Consider the following 16,063-nt stretch of genomic DNA (forward strand, 5'->3'; position numbering starts at 1 on the left):
CCCGTCCTGCTTATGATCGACTCATGGTTGTCCGTTTCCCGCGCCTTTTCACGATTCCATCCTCCGCTCCTTTCCTTCGCACGCTCTTGAGCGAGCTGATCGAGGGGCGGCTGGTTCCGGGCTTCCCCGACGCAGGCGATTCGCTGTCGCTCGCGAAGAGCACGCTGTATCTGCCGACGCGGCGCGCCTGCCGGCTAGCGCGCGACCTGTTTCTCGAGGTGCTGGCGGTCGATGCGGCGATCCTGCCGCGGATTGCTGCAATCGGCGATGTCGATGAGGACGAGTTCGTCTTCGCGCAAGCTGCGCATGACGCATTTCCCGACACCGTGCTGACGACGCCGGAGGCACTAGGACCGCTGGAACGCAAGCTGCTGCTGGCACGGCTCATCCTGAAGTGGGCTGCATCGCCGGACGTCCGCACCGCCGCCGGCGCGCCGCTGGTCGCCAATAATCCCGCAACAGCCCTGGCGCTGGCGGGCGATCTCGCAAAGCTGATCGACGACATCACCACGCGCGGCGTGGCGTGGGACCAGCTTGAGCGCGACATCGTGCCAACGGAGCTTGATGAATATTGGTCGCTGACGCTGAGGTTCCTCCATCATGTCCGCGATCACTGGCCGCGCATCGTGCAAGACCAACAAAAGATGGAACCGGCCGAACGCCGCGATCTGCTGATCGCGACGGAAGCCGAGCGGCTGAAGCTGATGCAGGGCGGACCGGTGATCGCCGCTGGCTCCACCGGCTCAATGCCCTCCACGGCATTGCTGCTCGAGACCATCGCAGGTTTGCCAAATGGCGCCGTGGTGCTGCCGGGACTCGACATGCATCTCGATGAAGCTTCATGGGAGATGATCGGGGGCGCGCATAATGCAGCCGGACAATTCGTGGTCCCTCCGGCGCCCGGACATCCGCAATTCGCCATGCAGGCCCTGCTGAAAAAGCTGGGCATCAAGCGCGACATGGTCGCGGAGCTTGGCATGCCCGCTTCCCATGGCCGCGAGGCTTATCTGTCGGAGGCTCTGCGTCCGGCGGCGGCAACGGATCGCTGGCAGGAGCGTGTGGCGGATGCACAATTCCAGCTTGGCCTTGATCGCGCCCTGCCCGGGATATCGATGATCGCCGCAGGTAATGCGGAAGAAGAAGCATTGGCCATCGCAACGGCGTTGCATGAGGCCATCAGAACGGACGAAAAATCGGCCGCACTGATCACGCCGGATCGCGCGCTGGCGCGGCGCGTGCTCGCTGCGCTCGACCGGTGGCAGGTCGCGGTCGACGATTCCGGCGGCGATTCTCTGTCGGACAATCCGGCCGGCATTTTCGCGCGGCTGGTGGCAAGCGTTGCGCTCGGCGGCTGCGAGCCGGTGCCGCTGCTCGCCTTGCTCAAGCATCCGCTCTGCCGTCTCGGCAAACACGAATTTGCGCATGCGCCGGCCGTCGCCCTGCTCGAGCGCGCCGTTCTGCGCGGCCCGCGGCCGCTGCCGGGCACCGGCGGTCTGCGCCACGCGCTGCGGAGCCTGCGCACGCAACGGGACAAGCTGCATCGCACCGATCCGCGCAAAACGATCAGCGACACCGACCTGGACGCCGCGGATGCGCTTGCCGCCGCGCTGGCGCAGGCGCTGCAACCGCTGGAATCATTGAAGGTCAAGGCGGCCACCCTGACCGAGATTGCAGAGCGGCACCGGCAATGCATCGTGAATATCTCTTCTTACATGTCGTCCGATGGCGTGAAGGTTGTGACGGCGCTTGCCGGACGCGATGGCGACGCCCTCAGCAAAGTCTTCAATGAGATCGACGGCAGTCCTGCCGGCGGCGGTCTGCCGGTGCAGCTTGTCGAATATCCCGAACTGTTCCAGGCGGCGCTCGCCGAGCGCATTGTGCGTCGGCCGGGTGCGCCGGGCGCGCGGGTGCGGATTTACGGTCCGCTGGAAGCGCGTCTGCAGGATGCCGACCGCGTGGTGCTGGGTGGCCTCGTTGAAGGCATCTGGCCGCCGGAGCCGCGCACCGACCCCTGGCTGAGCCGCCCGATGCGGCAGCAGCTCGGCCTCGATCTGCCCGAACGCCGCATCGGCCTGTCAGCGCATGACTTCGCGCAGGCGCTGGGCGCACGCGAGGTCATTCTCACACATGCGACGAAACTGGCCGGCGCGCCGACGGTGACGTCGCGTTTCCTGCAGCGATTGTCCGCCATTGCCGGCGAGGATCGATGGCGCGCAGCCGTCGCGCGCGGCGAGAAGTATCTTTCCTGGGCGCGTCAGCTCGATCGCCCCGCCAGGATCACGCCGACCGAACGACCGGCGCCGCGACCCCCGCTGGAGGCGCGGCCAAGACGGCTGAGCGTGACGGAGATCGAGCACTGGCTGCGCGATCCGTACACAATCTACGCAAAGCATGTGCTCAAACTGATTGCGCTTGAGGACGTCGATGCCACGCCGGGCGCGGCCGAGCGCGGCACCATCATTCACGAGGCCATCGGCAAGTTCACCCGCACCTTCGCCGACCGATGGCCTGCCAAGCCGCTTGACGAATTGCTGGCGTTGGGCCGCCAGGCCTTTGTCCCATACGACGACTATCCGGAAGCGAAAGCCTTCTGGTGGCCGCGCTTCGAGCGCATCGCACGCTGGTTCATCGCGTGGGAGGCCGGGCGTCGCAAGGGGCTGACCGCGCTTCAGTCAGAAGTCTCCGCCCAATTCAAGGTGACGCCGACTTTCACGCTGAGCGGCGTCGCCGACCGCATCGAGCGGCGCACTGACGGCAGCTATGCCATCCTTGACTACAAGACCGGACGGCCACCCGGCGACCGCGAGGTCGCGATCGGTCTCGCACCGCAGCTCACCCTGGAAGCCGCGATGCTGCGGCAGGGCGCCTTCGAGAGCATTCCGCCGGGATCATCCGTCAGCGAACTCGCTTATGTGAGATTAAGCGGCGGCGAACCGGCCGGTGTGCCAAGTCCGAAAAATTTCAAGGACTCAACGCCGGACGCGAAGGCCGACGAGGCGCTGGCGCGGCTGCGCGAGGTCATCGCGCGATTTGAAGACGCGGACACGCCCTATCATTCCTTTGTTCGTCCGCAATGGGTCGGCCGCACTTACAGCGACTACGACCATCTGGCGCGGGTGAAGGAATGGTCGGCCTCGGGCGGCGAAAGCGAGGGGGACGAGGAATGAATGCCCCGCGCCGAATTCCCGACAGCGTCATTGCCGAACAGGTCCGGGCCTCCGACCCTGAAGTCTCTGCCTGGGTGACCGCCAATGCGGGCTCGGGCAAGACCCATGTGCTGACACAGCGCGTGATCAGCCTGCTGCTCAAGGGCGAGGATCCGGCAAAAATCCTTTGCATCACCTTCACCAAGGCGGCGGCGGCGAATATGGCCGCGCGGGTCTTCGACACGCTGGCGGAATGGACCACGCTCGACGATGCGGAACTTGATCGGAAGCTGATCGCGATCGGAAGCACGCCGGGCATCGTCACGCGCACGCGGGCGCGGCGGCTTTTCGCGCTGGCGCTGGAAACGCCGGGCGGGCTGAAGGTCCAGACCATCCATGCTTTCTGCACGCGGCTGCTGCACCAATTCCCGTTTGAGGCCGATGTCGCCGCGCGCTTCTCCGTACTCGACGAGGCGACCGAGCACCAGTTGCTGGAAAAGCTCACGCTCGACGTGATGCTGGAAGGCGCGGCCCGGCACGACAGCGCGCTTGGCCGGGCGCTGCAGACCGCCATTGCCGCGGCCGCCGACCAGACGCTGCATGAGGTGATCCGCGAAGCCATCCGCGACCGCGATCGCGTCCTGCGCTGGGTCGAGGCGGCCGGTTCGGCGGACGCCGCAATCGCAGAACTGTCAGACATGCTCGGCGTCGATCCCGACGAGACACGGGACACGATCGAGGCGAAGTTCTTCTCGCAATCGCTGTTTTCGCCTCACGAATGGGCGACCTTGGCGGCGATCCTGGCGGAAGGGCAGAAAGGCGATCAAAGCCAAGGCTCGATTTTCGCCAGTCTCGCCGGTCTTTCCGGGGAGGAGCGGCTCGCCAGCTACCTTTCAATTTTCTGCAGGAAGGACATGACGCGCCGAGCGCGGATCGTCACCAATGCCATAGCCGACGCGGACCCCGCACTGGCCGAGCGCCTGCTGGCGGAACAGGAGCGCATCTGCGCGCTGCTTGAGCGGAGGAACGCTCTGGTGTGCCGCGACAAGACCCGCGCATTACTCACGCTCGCGCATGAAATCATCGCGCGTTACCGCATCGAAAAAGACCGGCGCGGACTGCTCGACTACGACGATCTGATCGACAAGACATTGGCGCTGTTCCGCAAGACCTCGGCCGCCTGGGTGCTCTTCAAGCTCGATCTCGGCGTCAATCATATCCTGATCGACGAGGCGCAGGACACCAGCCCCAAGCAATGGGATATTATTTCCACGCTGGTCTCGGAATTCGCGGCCGGCGCCGGCGCCAGGCCGATCACGCGCACTCTCTTCGCGGTCGGAGACGACAAGCAGTCGATCTTTTCCTTTCAGGGCGCCGCGCCGGAAAAATTCGCCGACATGCAAGACACGTTCGGCCGTGCCTTCAAGGCTGCCGAACTTGAGCTGCGTCCAGTCAAGCTGCAAACGTCCTTTCGCTCCGGCAAGATTGTGCTGAGCGCGGTCGACACCGTGTTCCGGCATCAATCGATCTACGCCAGCCTGACCTCAGACAAGGACGGAATTCCGCCGCATATCGCCCTGCCCGATACGGCACCCGGCTGTGTCGACATCTGGCCGCTGGTCGTTCCCGATCCAAAAGAACGGCCGCCGGGCTGGGACGCGCCCTTCGATACCCAGAGCGAAACCAGCCCGCAGATTCGTCTCGCGCGCCGGATTGCGCGCAATGTGCGGCTCTGGACGGCCGCGGGACAAAAGCCCGGCGATATCCTCATCCTGGTGCGCCAGCGCGGCCCGCTCTTCGAGGCCATCATCCGCGCGCTGAAAGCGGCGCACATTCCGGTCGCCGGCGCCGACCGCCTGAAGCTGACCGAACATATCGCCGTCATGGACCTGATGGTGCTCGCGGACGCGCTGCTGCTGCCGGAAGACGATCTGGCGCTGGCGACAATATTGAAAAGTCCGCTCTTCGGTTTCGACGATGACGATCTGTTCAAGATCGCGTGGAATCGCGGAGACAAATCTTTGCGTGCGGCGCTGCTTGGCCGCGCCGCCAGCGACACCAAGTTTGCGGCGGCGGCACGGACAATCGGCCAGCTGACCGACGAGGCGCGTCGCGTCGGGCCTTTCAACTTCTATGCGCGCTTGCTCGGCCCCGGCGGTGGGAGAAAGAAATTCCTGTCGCGGCTTGGGCCGGAAGCCAACGACGCGATCGACGAATTCCTCAATCTCGCACTTGATTATGAAAGCCGCGAAACGCCGTCGCTGCAGGGTTTCGTATCATGGCTGCGGGCGGCGGACGCGGAAGTGAAGCGCGACATGGAGCAGGGACGCGACGAAGTCCGCGTCATGACGGTGCACGGCGCCAAAGGGCTTGAGGCTTCTACCGTCATTCTCGCCGACACGACCACCCGGCCGGCCGGGCATCATCCACCCAAGCTGATCCCGATATCGCTGAATGGGACGGAGGCGATTGTCTGGGCCGGAAATAAGGCGAGCGATCCGGCCGCCGTTGCAGCAGCACGCCAGCGTGTCCTGACTGCGAACGAGAATGAGTATCGTCGCCTGCTCTATGTCGCCATGACGCGCGCCAGGCAACGGCTCGTCGTTTGCGGTGTCGGCGGACAAGAGAAGCGGGACGGCGCGGTGTCAATTCCAGACGGCTGCTGGTATCGGCTGATCGAAGAGGCGCTGGTGAAGACACCGCCCGATCAGATGCAAAGCTTTGAGATTGACGCTGAAGATGGGGACGGACAGATCTGGCGCTATCTCAAGTCGGAGCCCGACCTGGCCGCGCGGACCGCGGGAGACCCGGATCAGGCCCTGGATGCCGCGTTGCCCGACTGGCTTTTGCAAAAGGGGGCAACCGAGCCGCCGCGTATCGCGCCGCTGTCGCCGTCCGACGCCTGGGATGAGGATGCCGAAGTCACGCCCGCGGCAAGCGGGATCGACCGGCGGAAAGCAATCCGGCGCGGCACGATCATTCATCGGCTGATGCAGTCATTGCCGGACATCCCGCCTGAGCGTCGCGCCGACACGGCGCGCGCCTATCTTGACCGCGCCGGACGCGACGATTTCACCGGTCTCGAGATCAGCGACATGACCGCCCAGGTTCTGGCGATTCTTCGGGACGTGCGCTTTGCGCCGCTTTTCGCCGCCGGAAGCCGTGCCGAGGTGCCGATTGTTGGCCGCATTGCCCAGCCGGACCGCGCTCCCTTGCTCGTATCGGGACAGGTCGATCGTCTCCTTGTCACGCCGGATGTCGTCCTGATCGCCGATTACAAGACCAACCACGCACCGCCGCGCAGCCTTGATGAGGCGATCCGCGCCTTTCCCAAATATGTGCTGCAGCTTGCCCTGTACCGGGCTCTGTTGGCCGCGATCTATCCGGGACGCGATGTCCGCGCCGCGCTGATCTGGACTGAAACGCCGGATTTGATGGAGATTCCGGCCCATGCGCTGGAAGCAGCGCTGGCACCCCTCACCTCCCTGTGACCCTGCCTTGACCCTGCGGGGGGTCATCCATAGGTTCGCCATCCAGATATTCCGAGTGTTTCCCCCGATTCGAGAGGTGCTTAGATGGCCGTTGGGAAAGTGACAGATGCGGATTTCGAGAGCCAGGTCCTGAAGGCCAGCGGCCCCGTTGTGGTGGATTTCTGGGCGGAATGGTGCGGCCCCTGCCGCATGATCGCGCCCGCGCTTGAGGAAATTCAGGGCGCGATGGGCGAGAAGGTGAAGATCGTCAAACTCAATGTCGACGAGAATCCCGCGGTCGCGCAGAAATACGGCATCATGTCGATCCCGACGCTGATGATCTTCAAAAACGGCGAACTCGCCTCGCGTCAGGTCGGCGCCGCGCCCAAGGCGAAGCTGGAGCAGTGGATCACTGCCGCGGTTTGAGCCGTCTGCAGACACGAAGAAATTTGATAACGGCCGGCTCAAAAGCCGGCCGTTGGCGTTGAGGGAGGGCAGCAATCCACGGTGCTTGAATGACCCTCCCGATCAGGTCGCCCTTTCCACCCATGGAAGCCTTGTCGGTGGACGAAGCGCCGCTCGGTCCGGAATGGCAGTATGAGCCGAAAATGGGACGGCTTTCGCTGCCTGCTCTTTCGTGAGGGCGCGCGGGTCACGCTGCAATCCAAGTCCGGGCGGCCGCTGACCCGCTATTTTCCGGAGATTGTGGAAGGCGCCCTCGGGCTGTCACCAAAGAGTTTTGTGCTCGATGGGGAGATCGTCGTGCCGCAAGGCAAAGGATTCTCATTCGATCATTTACTGCAGCGTATTCATCCTGCCGCCAGCCGGATTCAACGCCTCGCCGAAGAAACGCCCGCTTTGTTCATCGCATTCGATCTGCTTGTCGACGCCAGGAAGATCAGCCTCATTCCGGCTACCCTTGAGATTCGCCGCGCGGCTCTGGAAAAATTCGCACGCGCCAATTTCCCTGCCGGCGGAACATTCCGGCTATCTCCTGCAACGACAAAACTCTCGGACGCCAAATCATGGCTCAAGCGTGTCGGCACCGCCCTGGACGGCATCATCGCCAAGCAACGCAGCCTGTCCTATCGCTCGGTCGAGCGAACGGGCATGCAGAAAATCAAGAATTACCGCAGCGCCGATTGTGTGGTGGGCGGGTTCGCTACAACGAAGGCAAGAAGACCGTCGGCTCCTTGCTGCTTGGCCTTTATGACGATGACCGCCTGCTGCATCACGTCGGCTTCACGTCGGCGCTGAAGGCGGCCGACAAACCTGATCTCACCCGGCGCCTTGAGGCGCTGATCTCTCCACCAGGCTTCACTGGCAACAAACCGGGCGGGCCCAGCCGCTGGTCGACCAAACGTTCGGCGCAATGGCAGCCGCTCAAACCCAGGCTTGTTGTTGAAGTCTGTTACGACCGTTTCGGCGGCGGGAGGTTTCGCCACGGCACCGCGCTGATGCGCTGGCGGCCGGACAAGGCGCCGCGCCAATGCACGATGGATCAGGTGCAACAGAAACAAACGAACCTGATGCGGCTGCTCACGTGATCATTCCGGCGGCGTCTCGTTGAGAGCCAGAACATCGCCTGCCAGATAGAGCGACCCGCAGATCAGGATGCGCGGCGGCATCGGCAACTGCAACTTTGCGACCGCCGCCAGCGCGGTCTTGATATCGGGCGCCGTCTCAGCTGCCAGACCGATGTCACGCGCCGTCTGTGCGATCACCTCGGGCGGCAACGGCTTGTCCGCCTTGGGGATGGGCACCGCGAACAGATGACGCGCCAGGCCGGAAAAATTGCGCAGATATCCGGCAAAGTCCTTGGTCATCAGCATGCCGACAACCAGCACCAACGGACGCGGCACGCGCTCCTCGATGTCGGCAAGAGTGGCAGCGACCGCCCGGCCGCCGTCAGGATTGTGTCCGCCGTCGAGCCAGATTTCGCTGCCCGCCGGCGCAAGCGGCAACAATTTGCCTTGCGTCAGACGCTGCATGCGCGCGGGCCACTCCGCTTTCAGCAGACCTGTTTCGTAAGCTGACGCCGGCAGCTTGAAGCCCGCCACCCGCAAGCTCGCGATTGCAGTGCCGGCATTCACGAATTGATGCCGGCCCGCCAATTTCGGCGGCGGCAGGTCGAGCAACCCATCCTCGTCCTGATAGACGAGGCGGCCATGCTCTTCACTGGTCATCCAGGATTGGCCGCAGGCATGAATCGGCGCGCGCAGCCTCGCCGCCTGCCGTTCGATAACACGAAATGCATCGTCGGCTTGCGGCGCGACGACCACCGGTGCCCCGCGCTTAATAATACCCGCCTTCTCAGCCGCGATCTTTTCTACCGTGTCGCCAAGATGATCCGCATGATCCAGCGAAACCGGGGTGATCGTGCTCACGCGCGGATGCGCGATGACGTTGGTGGAATCGAGGCGACCGCCGAGACCGACTTCGAGAAGCAGGACGTCGGCCGAATGCCGCGAAAACAACAGCAAGGCCGCGGCCGTCGTGATTTCGAAAAAGGTGATGGTCTCCCCGGCATTGGCGCGCTCGCATTCGGTCAACGCCTCGTCAAGGGTCGCGTCGTCGACACGGCGGCCGCCCGATGGCGCTGCCAGCCGGATGCGTTCATTGAAGCGCACGAGGTGCGGCGAGGTGTAGACATGCACGCGCTGTCCGCCAGCTTCCAGCATGGCGCGCATGAAGGCAACGGTCGATCCCTTGCCGTTGGTGCCGGCCACATGGATGACCGGCGGCAGTTTGCGTTCGGGGTGACCGAGCCTGTCCAGAATGCGCCACATCCGGTCAAGCGACAGGTCGATCAGCTTGGGATGCAGCGTCAACAGCCGCTGCAGGGTCGCATCAAGCGGGGTCATGGCTGACAGGGTGCTATCGGCTGACGGCTGAAATCAAGCGCTCGCCGGCACGCCCTCCGGCGACGGCAATTCCGGCCGCTCCGACTTTGCGGCGATCGCCGGCGCCTTGGTCAGCAGATGGCACAGATTGGCGAGCGTCTTGCGCAACTCATGCCGGTGCACGACCATATCTACCATGCCGTGCTCCTTCAGATACTCGGCGCGCTGGAATCCAGGCGGCAGTTTTTCGCGGATGGTCTGCTCGATCACGCGCGGGCCGGCAAAGCCAACCAATGCACCCGGTTCGGCGATATGCACGTCCCCCAGCATCGCGTAGGAGGCGGTGACACCGCCGGTGGTCGGATTCGTCAGCACAACGATGTAAGGCTTGCCCGCTTCGCGCAGGATTTCAACCGCAACCGTCGTGCGCGGCAATTGCATCAGCGACAGGATGCCTTCCTGCATGCGCGCGCCGCCGGAGGCGGCAAACATGATGAAAGGCGTGCCGCGCTCGGCGGCGGTCTGCAATCCCTTCACCACTGCCTCGCCCGCTGCCATGCCGAGCGAGCCGCCCATGAAATCGAAATCCTGCACGCCGATCACGACAGGCAAACCGTCCAGCTTACCGACCCCAAGCTTGATGGCGTCGTTCAAACCGGTCCTTGTTCGCGCATCCTTCAGGCGATCGGTGTAACGGCGCTGGTCGCGGAATTTGAGCGGGTCGATCTGCACTTCGGGTATGCCGATATCAAGCCAGGTCTCGCCGTCGAACATCGTCTTCAGGCGCGCGGTGGCGCTCATGCGCATATGATAGTTCGAGCCGGGAATGACGAACTGGTTCGACTCAACGTCCTTGTAGAAGACAAGCTGCCCGCTCTCCGGGCATTTGATCCAGAGATTTTCCGGCGTCTCGCGCCTGTTCAGAAATGAGCGGATTTTCGGGCGGACGACGTTCGAGATCCAGTTCATGATTCAGCCTTTGTTACTCGGCGGCAACGCGCCCGGCCGAGCGCACGCCTTTGGCAAGCGAGGCAACGAGGTCAGTGACCGCCGCGACGGTCTTTTTTTTGGCTTTACCATCCTTGTCGAGGCTCTGCGCCAAGACATCGACCAGCGCGGAGCCGACGACGACGGCGTCGGCCGCTTCCGCAATGGCGCGGGCACGCGCGGCATCCCTGACGCCGAAGCCCACCGCGACAGGAAGGTCGGTATGCCGCTTGATGCGCGCCACCGCCTGCGCGACACGCGCCGTATCCGGTGCTGCCGAACCGGTGATGCCGGTAATGGAGACATAATAGACAAAGCCCGACGTGTTCGCGAGCACGGCCGGCAGGCGCTTGTCGTCGGTCGTCGGCGTCGCGAGACGGATGAAGTTCACGCCGGCCTTCATCGCCGGCAGGCACAGTTCCACATCCTCCTCCGGCGGCAGATCGACGACAATCAAGCCATCGACGCCGGCCGCCTTCGCGTCGGTGAGGAAACGGTCAACGCCGTAGATGTAAATCGGATTGTAATAGCCCATCAGCACGATCGGCGTATCGCTATCGCCCTTTCGGAACCGACGGACGAGATCGATCGTCTTGGTCAGCGTTTCGCCGCTCTGCAGCGCGCGCAGACCCGCGGCCTGGATCGCCGGACCGTCCGCCATGGGATCGGTGAAGGGCATGCCGATCTCGATCAGATCGGCACCGGCTTTCGGCAAAGCCGCGATGATCGCGAGCGACGTTTCGTGATCGGGATCGCCGGCCATCAGGAAAGTGACGAGCCCGGCGCGACCTTCCGCTTTCAGCGCGGCAAATCGTTTGTCGATGCGGGTGGTCATCAGAACGTGCCTCCGAGATGCTGCGCAACGGAGGCGAGGTCCTTGTCGCCGCGGCCGGACATGTTGACCACCATCAAATGATCCTTCGGCTTCTTCGGCGCGATCTCCATCACCTTGGCCACCGCGTGCGAGGGCTCGAGCGCAGGAATGATGCCTTCGAGGCGCGACACCAGCTTGAAAGCAGCCAAGGCTTCGTCATCAGTCGCCGACAGGAATTTCACGCGACCGACATCGCTCAGCCAGGCATGCTCGGGGCCGATGCCCGGATAATCGAGGCCGGCCGAGATCGAATGGGCTTCCATGATCTGTCCATCCGCATCCATCAATAGATACGTACGGTTGCCGTGCAGAACCCCCGGGCGGCCGCCCGCGATCGACGCAGCGTGCTGCTTGTCGAGGCCGTGGCCCGCCGCCTCCACGCCGTAAATCTCGACACTGCGATCATCAAGAAAGGGATGAAACAAGCCCATCGCGTTGGATCCGCCGCCGATGCAGGCGATCAGCGAATCCGGCAGCCGCCCTTCCGCCTCGTGCATCTGCGCGCGCGTTTCGTCGCCGATCACCGACTGGAAGTCGCGCACCATCATCGGATAAGGATGCGGACCGGCGACGGTGCCAATGCAGTAGAAGGTCGTCTCGACATTCGTGACCCAATCGCGGAGTGCTTCATTCATCGCGTCTTTCAGCGTCTTCGCGCCGGCGGTCACCGGCCGCACGGTGGCGCCGAGCGCGCGCATGCGCAGCACATTCGGCTCCTGTCGGGCCACGTCGACCGCGCCCATATAGACGATGCATTCCAGACCAAATTTCGCGCAGAGCGTCGCGGTGGCGACACCGTGCATCCCAGCGCCGGTCTCGGCGATGATGCGCTTCTTGCCCATGCGTCGCGCCAGCATGATCTGGCCGAGCACGTTGTTCACCTTGTGCGCGCCGGTGTGGTTGAGATCCTCGCGCTTGAAATAGATTTTGGCGCCGCCAAGATGTCCGGTCAGCCGCTCTGCAAAATAAAGCGGCGATGGCCGCCCGATATAATTCTTCAGATAAGCATCCATCTCCGCCTTGAAGGCCGGATCCTCCTTCGCTTCGGCGTAAGCCTTCTCGAGATCGAGAATAAGCGGCATCAGCGTCTCGGCGACGAAGCGTCCACCATAGATGCCGAAATGCCCGCGCTCGTCGGGACCAGAGCGGAAGGTGTTGGGTTGCTGGATCGTCATACTCCACTCGCAACTTTCGAATTCTCGGCCGGCTCTGCGGCCCGCGCCGCGCGCACGAACGCCCTGATCTTGTCGGGATCCTTCTCGCCCGGCGCACGCTCGACGCCGGACGACACATCGACGCCGGGCGCATGGGTGATGCGCAGGGCTTCCGCCACGTTATCCGCATCGAGCCCGCCCGACAGCATATAGGGAATCCCCGGATCAATATCCTTCAGCAACGTCCAGTCGAAGGACTTGCCGAGTCCGCCCGGCCGCGTCGCCTCGCGCGGCGCGCGCGCATCGAAGAGCAGGCGATCGGCGATCTTGCTGTAGGCGGCGACGGCGGCAAGATCATCGGCGGTCTCGACCGGGATCGCCTTCATCACAGGCAGATCGAATTTCTTCTTCAGCACCCTCACCTGTTCCGGGCTCTCCTGGCCATGCAGCTGAAGCACGTCCGGCTGGAGCACAGCCACAATGCGCTCAAACGTTTCATCGTCGGCGTCAACCGTGAGCGCGACCTTGCCAGCCCGACCCTGCACCCGGGCGCCAAGGGCGCGGGCGGCGTCATAGCCGACATGCCGGGGCGACGGCTCAAAAAATACGAAGCCCACAAGGTCGGCGCCCGCCTCCAGGGCGGCGTCGAGCGCATCGGGGGTCTTCAGCCCGCAAATCTTGACCAAAAGCGCCATTCAGGGGTCCTTGAGGGCCTCAGCCCTGCCTTCGGGGGCGGGTTCTACCCTCTCCTGGCCCCCTTGTCTGCCCTCAAGACCTTAAGCCCTTCCACACCAGCATGGCTGCAGCCAGATCCTCGATGGCGGTGCCGACCGACTTGAACAGGGTGATCTGGGAGGCCGAGGTGCGGCTTTTGGCCTTGCCACGGCAGAGCTCGAACAGATCACCTTTGATGTCCGTGCGGGCGATCACCTTTTTCCTGAGCGGAACCACGATGTCGCCTGCTTCCTTGGTGGCGCCGGCCCGTGTGTCGACATAAACGCGCGCCCGTTTGACCGCCTGATCGTCGGCCTCCCGCATTTTCGGGGTGAAGCCGCCGACCAGATCGACATGCGCGCCTTTCTTCAGCCAGGCACCCTTGATCACCGGCGCGACGGACAAGGTCGCGCAGGACACGATGTCCGCTTCGCGCACTGCTTCCTCCAGATCGTCCGTGACTTCGGTTTCGATACCGGTGACAGCCAGGCCGAATGCCATCGAGATCGCCTTCGCCTTGGTCCGGTTCCAGACCGTCACCCGCTTCAGCGGACGCACGCTGCAATGCGCGCGCACCAGATGCGGCGCCAGGGTGCCAGCGCCTATCATCACAAGATGCGAGGAATCTTCCCGCGAGAGAAACCGCGATGCGAGCGCAGAGGCGGCTGCCGTGCGCCAGGCCGTCAGCGCGGGCCCGTCGATCAGCGCCAGAGGCTCGCCGGTTTCGCCCGACATCAGCAGATATTCGCCGTACAGGGAGGGGCGATTCTGTTGCACATTGTCCGGGAAAATTGTGACAAGCTTGCAGCCGAGATAGCGATCGCCTTCTGCGCGTCCAGCAACGGCCCATGCCGGCATCAGGAGCAAAGTCGCGTCGCGACCAGGCTGCGGAATGGTGTGGTGATGCCGCACCGGCAGGCCGATGTCGGAGCGGAACGCTTCGGCGAGCGCGTCGACAAGCGCGCCGTAGGTCAGAACATTGGCGATATCGTCGGCGGTGACGATGCGCATGCCGGTCAATTTCGCGGCTGATGATAGCTCAGCCGTGCCGTATCGTTTGATGCCGGCCCTTCCGGCTGCATGGCGGCGAGTCGGTCATTGAGCAAAGCGACCTCGCGGCGCAATCCGGCCACATCGCCTTCCAGCACACGCGCGGCACGGCGATACCGAGATTGCCGCATCCATGCAGCGATACCGCCGATGATCACGCCGAGCAGAACGAGGATGAAGACCAGAACGAAAAGCGGCAATGTCAACGACGCGGCCGGCTGTACCGTATCGAACGGATCAAAGGAAACCGTGACCAACTGGCGATTGGCGACCGCAAACATCAGAATGACGATCGCCAGCGGCACCAGCACCAGCCAGATCACCAATTTGCGGGCCATGATAACTCCTCCGTCATGCCCGGACATGACGATACTAAGCTTGCAAACTGCAATATCCGAGTTCTACGCGCCTTCGCGGTTCAGCCGCTCGCGCATTTCCTTGCCGGTCTTGAAAAAGGGCACCGATTTCTTCTCGACCGAAACATGCTCTCCGGTGCGAGGATTGCGGCCGGTACGCGCCGGCCGGTGCTTGACCGAGAAGGCGCCGAAGCCACGCAACTCGACCCGGTCCCCCCGCGCCAGCGCGGCGGTAATTTCATTGAGGATGGCGTTGACGATGTTCTCCACGTCGCGCTGATACAGATGTGGATTCTGTGCGGCTATATGCGCCACGAGTTCGGATTTGATCATCTTCGCCGCCCGCCTGTCGGTTGTTCGACTTCGTATCGGCGGACGCCGGCTGCTATTACAGCTGGTCCTCCGCCGCTCAGTTCCCCATTGAAGGGTGCCAAAGGGCCAGCAGACCGTCAAGGTTGAGTCGCTCAACCGCAGCGAATGCCGCGCTCTCCTCGATGCGGCGCGCAAGGCCGTTCAGGCCTGCCATATCGAGCAGTGATACCGTCGCGAGATGCAGGAAGGAGAAGTCGGAAAAGCGCGGGCTCAGCCGGTAATCGCGGACCGGTGTCGTAGCGCGGATGCCCTTCTCCCGCTCCAACCAAGCCAGAGCCGTCTTTTCGTTGCCCAGCTCGTCGATCAGCCGCAATTCGAGCGCTTGGCGGCCGGTAAAAACACGGCCATCGGTCACGCGTTCCAGAGCCGGACCATCGAGCTTGCGGCTATTACGCACGAGTCCACGGAACCATTCATAGGAATCCATGACAATGGCGGCGAGAGCGGCGCGCGCCTCGGGACTGGTGGGCTCGAAACCATTGGGCGCAGCCTTGAGCGGGGACGATTTTACGTCCTCGACCTTCACACCGACGGTTTTCAGAAGATCGGTGAAATTCGGATATTGCACCAGCACGCCGATGGAGCCGACCAGTGATGAGCTTTGCGCGATGATGTGGTCGGAGGCTAGCGCTGCGATATAGCCGCCGGACGCCGCGAGGCCGTCAACCACTACGACCATCGGCTTCTTGGCCTTCAGCGCCACCAGCGCATCATGCAATTGCTCGGCGCCGGCGGTGGTGCCGCCAGGACTGTCGACATGCACGATCACTGCGCGCGCCGACGAGCGGCCAAGCCGATCCAACGCCTCCACGCGGTCCTGATTGCCGCGGATGAGGCCGGTAATCTTGATTCGGGCGATCGATCCCGCCGTAATGCTGCTCAGCGGGGCGCGCTGCGACACGTAAGCCATGCCGCCCACGGCCAGCACCAGCGCCAGGACGGCCACGACGCGCCAGAAGGTCAGCTTGCGCCGCATGCGACGGCGATCCACGATCTGGTCGGCGTCGAGCGATGATTGGTTGAGCGACATGGTGTCTCGCTCCTTTCCTGTGAATCGATGATCTTTCAGTCTACACCAGCCGCATGACGGCGGCGGC

The 16,063-nt window shown here is 63.6% G+C and carries 12 protein-coding genes and 1 pseudogene; 4 read left to right on the forward strand and 9 right to left on the reverse strand.

The window, feature by feature from the left end; translation table 11 throughout:
* Positions 1–23: 23 nt before the first annotated feature.
* The 4 genes and pseudogenes from addB to RO009_05350 all read left to right on the forward strand — a co-directional run bounded on the left by addB (position 24) and on the right by RO009_05350 (position 8,163).
* Positions 24–3,167 carry a double-strand break repair protein AddB gene (addB, locus tag RO009_05335; GenBank protein ID MDT3684450.1) on the forward strand — a complete coding sequence of 1,048 codons (3,144 nt, stop codon included), beginning with the start codon at positions 24–26 and terminating at the stop codon, positions 3,165–3,167.
* Positions 3,164–6,637: a double-strand break repair helicase AddA gene (addA, locus tag RO009_05340; protein MDT3684451.1), complete on the forward strand. Its 3,474-nt coding sequence runs from the start codon at positions 3,164–3,166 to the stop codon at positions 6,635–6,637. The genes addB and addA overlap by 4 nt, the downstream gene beginning before the upstream one ends.
* Positions 6,638–6,721: 84 nt before the next feature.
* Entirely contained in the window at positions 6,722–7,042 is a 321-nt protein-coding gene (gene trxA / locus RO009_05345; GenBank protein MDT3684452.1) for a thioredoxin, read from the forward strand.
* Between the two features lie 122 nt (positions 7,043–7,164).
* Positions 7,165–8,163, forward strand: a pseudogene (locus RO009_05350) (ATP-dependent DNA ligase).
* Here RO009_05350 and RO009_05355 read toward each other — a convergent pair.
* The 9 genes from RO009_05355 to sppA form a co-directional block, all read right to left on the reverse strand.
* Complete coding sequence (locus RO009_05355; GenBank protein MDT3684453.1) at positions 8,164–9,480, reverse strand: folylpolyglutamate synthase/dihydrofolate synthase family protein; 1,317 nt, start codon at positions 9,478–9,480, stop codon at positions 8,164–8,166.
* A 33-nt stretch (positions 9,481–9,513) separates the two neighbouring features.
* Positions 9,514–10,428, reverse strand: coding sequence for an acetyl-CoA carboxylase, carboxyltransferase subunit beta (accD, locus tag RO009_05360; protein ID MDT3684454.1), 915 nt, complete (start codon positions 10,426–10,428; stop codon positions 9,514–9,516).
* Between the two features lie 13 nt (positions 10,429–10,441).
* Positions 10,442–11,281, reverse strand: coding sequence for a tryptophan synthase subunit alpha (gene trpA, locus RO009_05365; protein MDT3684455.1), 840 nt, complete (start codon positions 11,279–11,281; stop codon positions 10,442–10,444).
* Positions 11,281–12,495 carry a tryptophan synthase subunit beta gene (gene trpB, locus RO009_05370; protein ID MDT3684456.1) on the reverse strand — a complete coding sequence of 405 codons (1,215 nt, stop codon included), beginning with the start codon at positions 12,493–12,495 and terminating at the stop codon, positions 11,281–11,283. Before trpB ends, trpA begins: the two co-directional genes overlap by 1 nt.
* Entirely contained in the window at positions 12,492–13,169 is a 678-nt protein-coding gene (locus tag RO009_05375) for a phosphoribosylanthranilate isomerase (GenBank protein MDT3684457.1), read from the reverse strand. Before RO009_05375 ends, trpB begins: the two co-directional genes overlap by 4 nt.
* Positions 13,170–13,242: 73 nt before the next feature.
* Entirely contained in the window at positions 13,243–14,199 is a 957-nt protein-coding gene (locus RO009_05380; GenBank protein MDT3684458.1) for an ornithine cyclodeaminase family protein, read from the reverse strand.
* Positions 14,200–14,204: 5 nt separating this feature from the next.
* Entirely contained in the window at positions 14,205–14,576 is a 372-nt protein-coding gene (locus RO009_05385; GenBank protein ID MDT3684459.1) for a LapA family protein, read from the reverse strand.
* Positions 14,577–14,639: 63 nt separating this feature from the next.
* The gene (locus RO009_05390; GenBank protein MDT3684460.1) at positions 14,640–14,927 is read right to left on the reverse strand and encodes an integration host factor subunit beta; all 288 of its coding nucleotides are present in this window, start codon (positions 14,925–14,927) and stop codon (positions 14,640–14,642) included.
* Positions 14,928–15,003: 76 nt separating this feature from the next.
* Positions 15,004–15,996: a signal peptide peptidase SppA gene (sppA, locus tag RO009_05395; GenBank protein MDT3684461.1), complete on the reverse strand. Its 993-nt coding sequence runs from the start codon at positions 15,994–15,996 to the stop codon at positions 15,004–15,006.
* Between the last annotated feature and the right edge of the window lie 67 nt (positions 15,997–16,063).

The organism is Pseudorhodoplanes sp., assembly GCA_032027085.1.
Taxonomy (GTDB): Bacteria; Pseudomonadota; Alphaproteobacteria; order Rhizobiales; family Xanthobacteraceae; genus Pseudorhodoplanes.

Excerpts from the sequence above, each read along its gene's own strand:
- addB (MDT3684450.1), top strand. The coding sequence starts at position 24 with ATGGTTGTCCGTTTCCCGCGCCTTTTCACGATTCCATCCTCCGCTCCT.
- addA (MDT3684451.1), top strand. The coding sequence starts at position 3,164 with ATGAATGCCCCGCGCCGAATTCCCGACAGCGTCATTGCCGAACAGGTC.
- trxA (MDT3684452.1), top strand. The coding sequence starts at position 6,722 with ATGGCCGTTGGGAAAGTGACAGATGCGGATTTCGAGAGCCAGGTCCTG.
- RO009_05355 (MDT3684453.1), bottom strand. The coding sequence starts at position 9,480 with ATGACCCCGCTTGATGCGACCCTGCAGCGGCTGTTGACGCTGCATCCC.
- accD (MDT3684454.1), bottom strand. The coding sequence starts at position 10,428 with ATGAACTGGATCTCGAACGTCGTCCGCCCGAAAATCCGCTCATTTCTG.
- trpA (MDT3684455.1), bottom strand. The coding sequence starts at position 11,281 with ATGACCACCCGCATCGACAAACGATTTGCCGCGCTGAAAGCGGAAGGT.
- trpB (MDT3684456.1), bottom strand. The coding sequence starts at position 12,495 with ATGACGATCCAGCAACCCAACACCTTCCGCTCTGGTCCCGACGAGCGC.
- RO009_05375 (MDT3684457.1), bottom strand. The coding sequence starts at position 13,169 with ATGGCGCTTTTGGTCAAGATTTGCGGGCTGAAGACCCCCGATGCGCTC.
- RO009_05380 (MDT3684458.1), bottom strand. The coding sequence starts at position 14,199 with ATGCGCATCGTCACCGCCGACGATATCGCCAATGTTCTGACCTACGGC.
- RO009_05385 (MDT3684459.1), bottom strand. The coding sequence starts at position 14,576 with ATGGCCCGCAAATTGGTGATCTGGCTGGTGCTGGTGCCGCTGGCGATC.
- RO009_05390 (MDT3684460.1), bottom strand. The coding sequence starts at position 14,927 with ATGATCAAATCCGAACTCGTGGCGCATATAGCCGCACAGAATCCACAT.
- sppA (MDT3684461.1), bottom strand. The coding sequence starts at position 15,996 with ATGTCGCTCAACCAATCATCGCTCGACGCCGACCAGATCGTGGATCGC.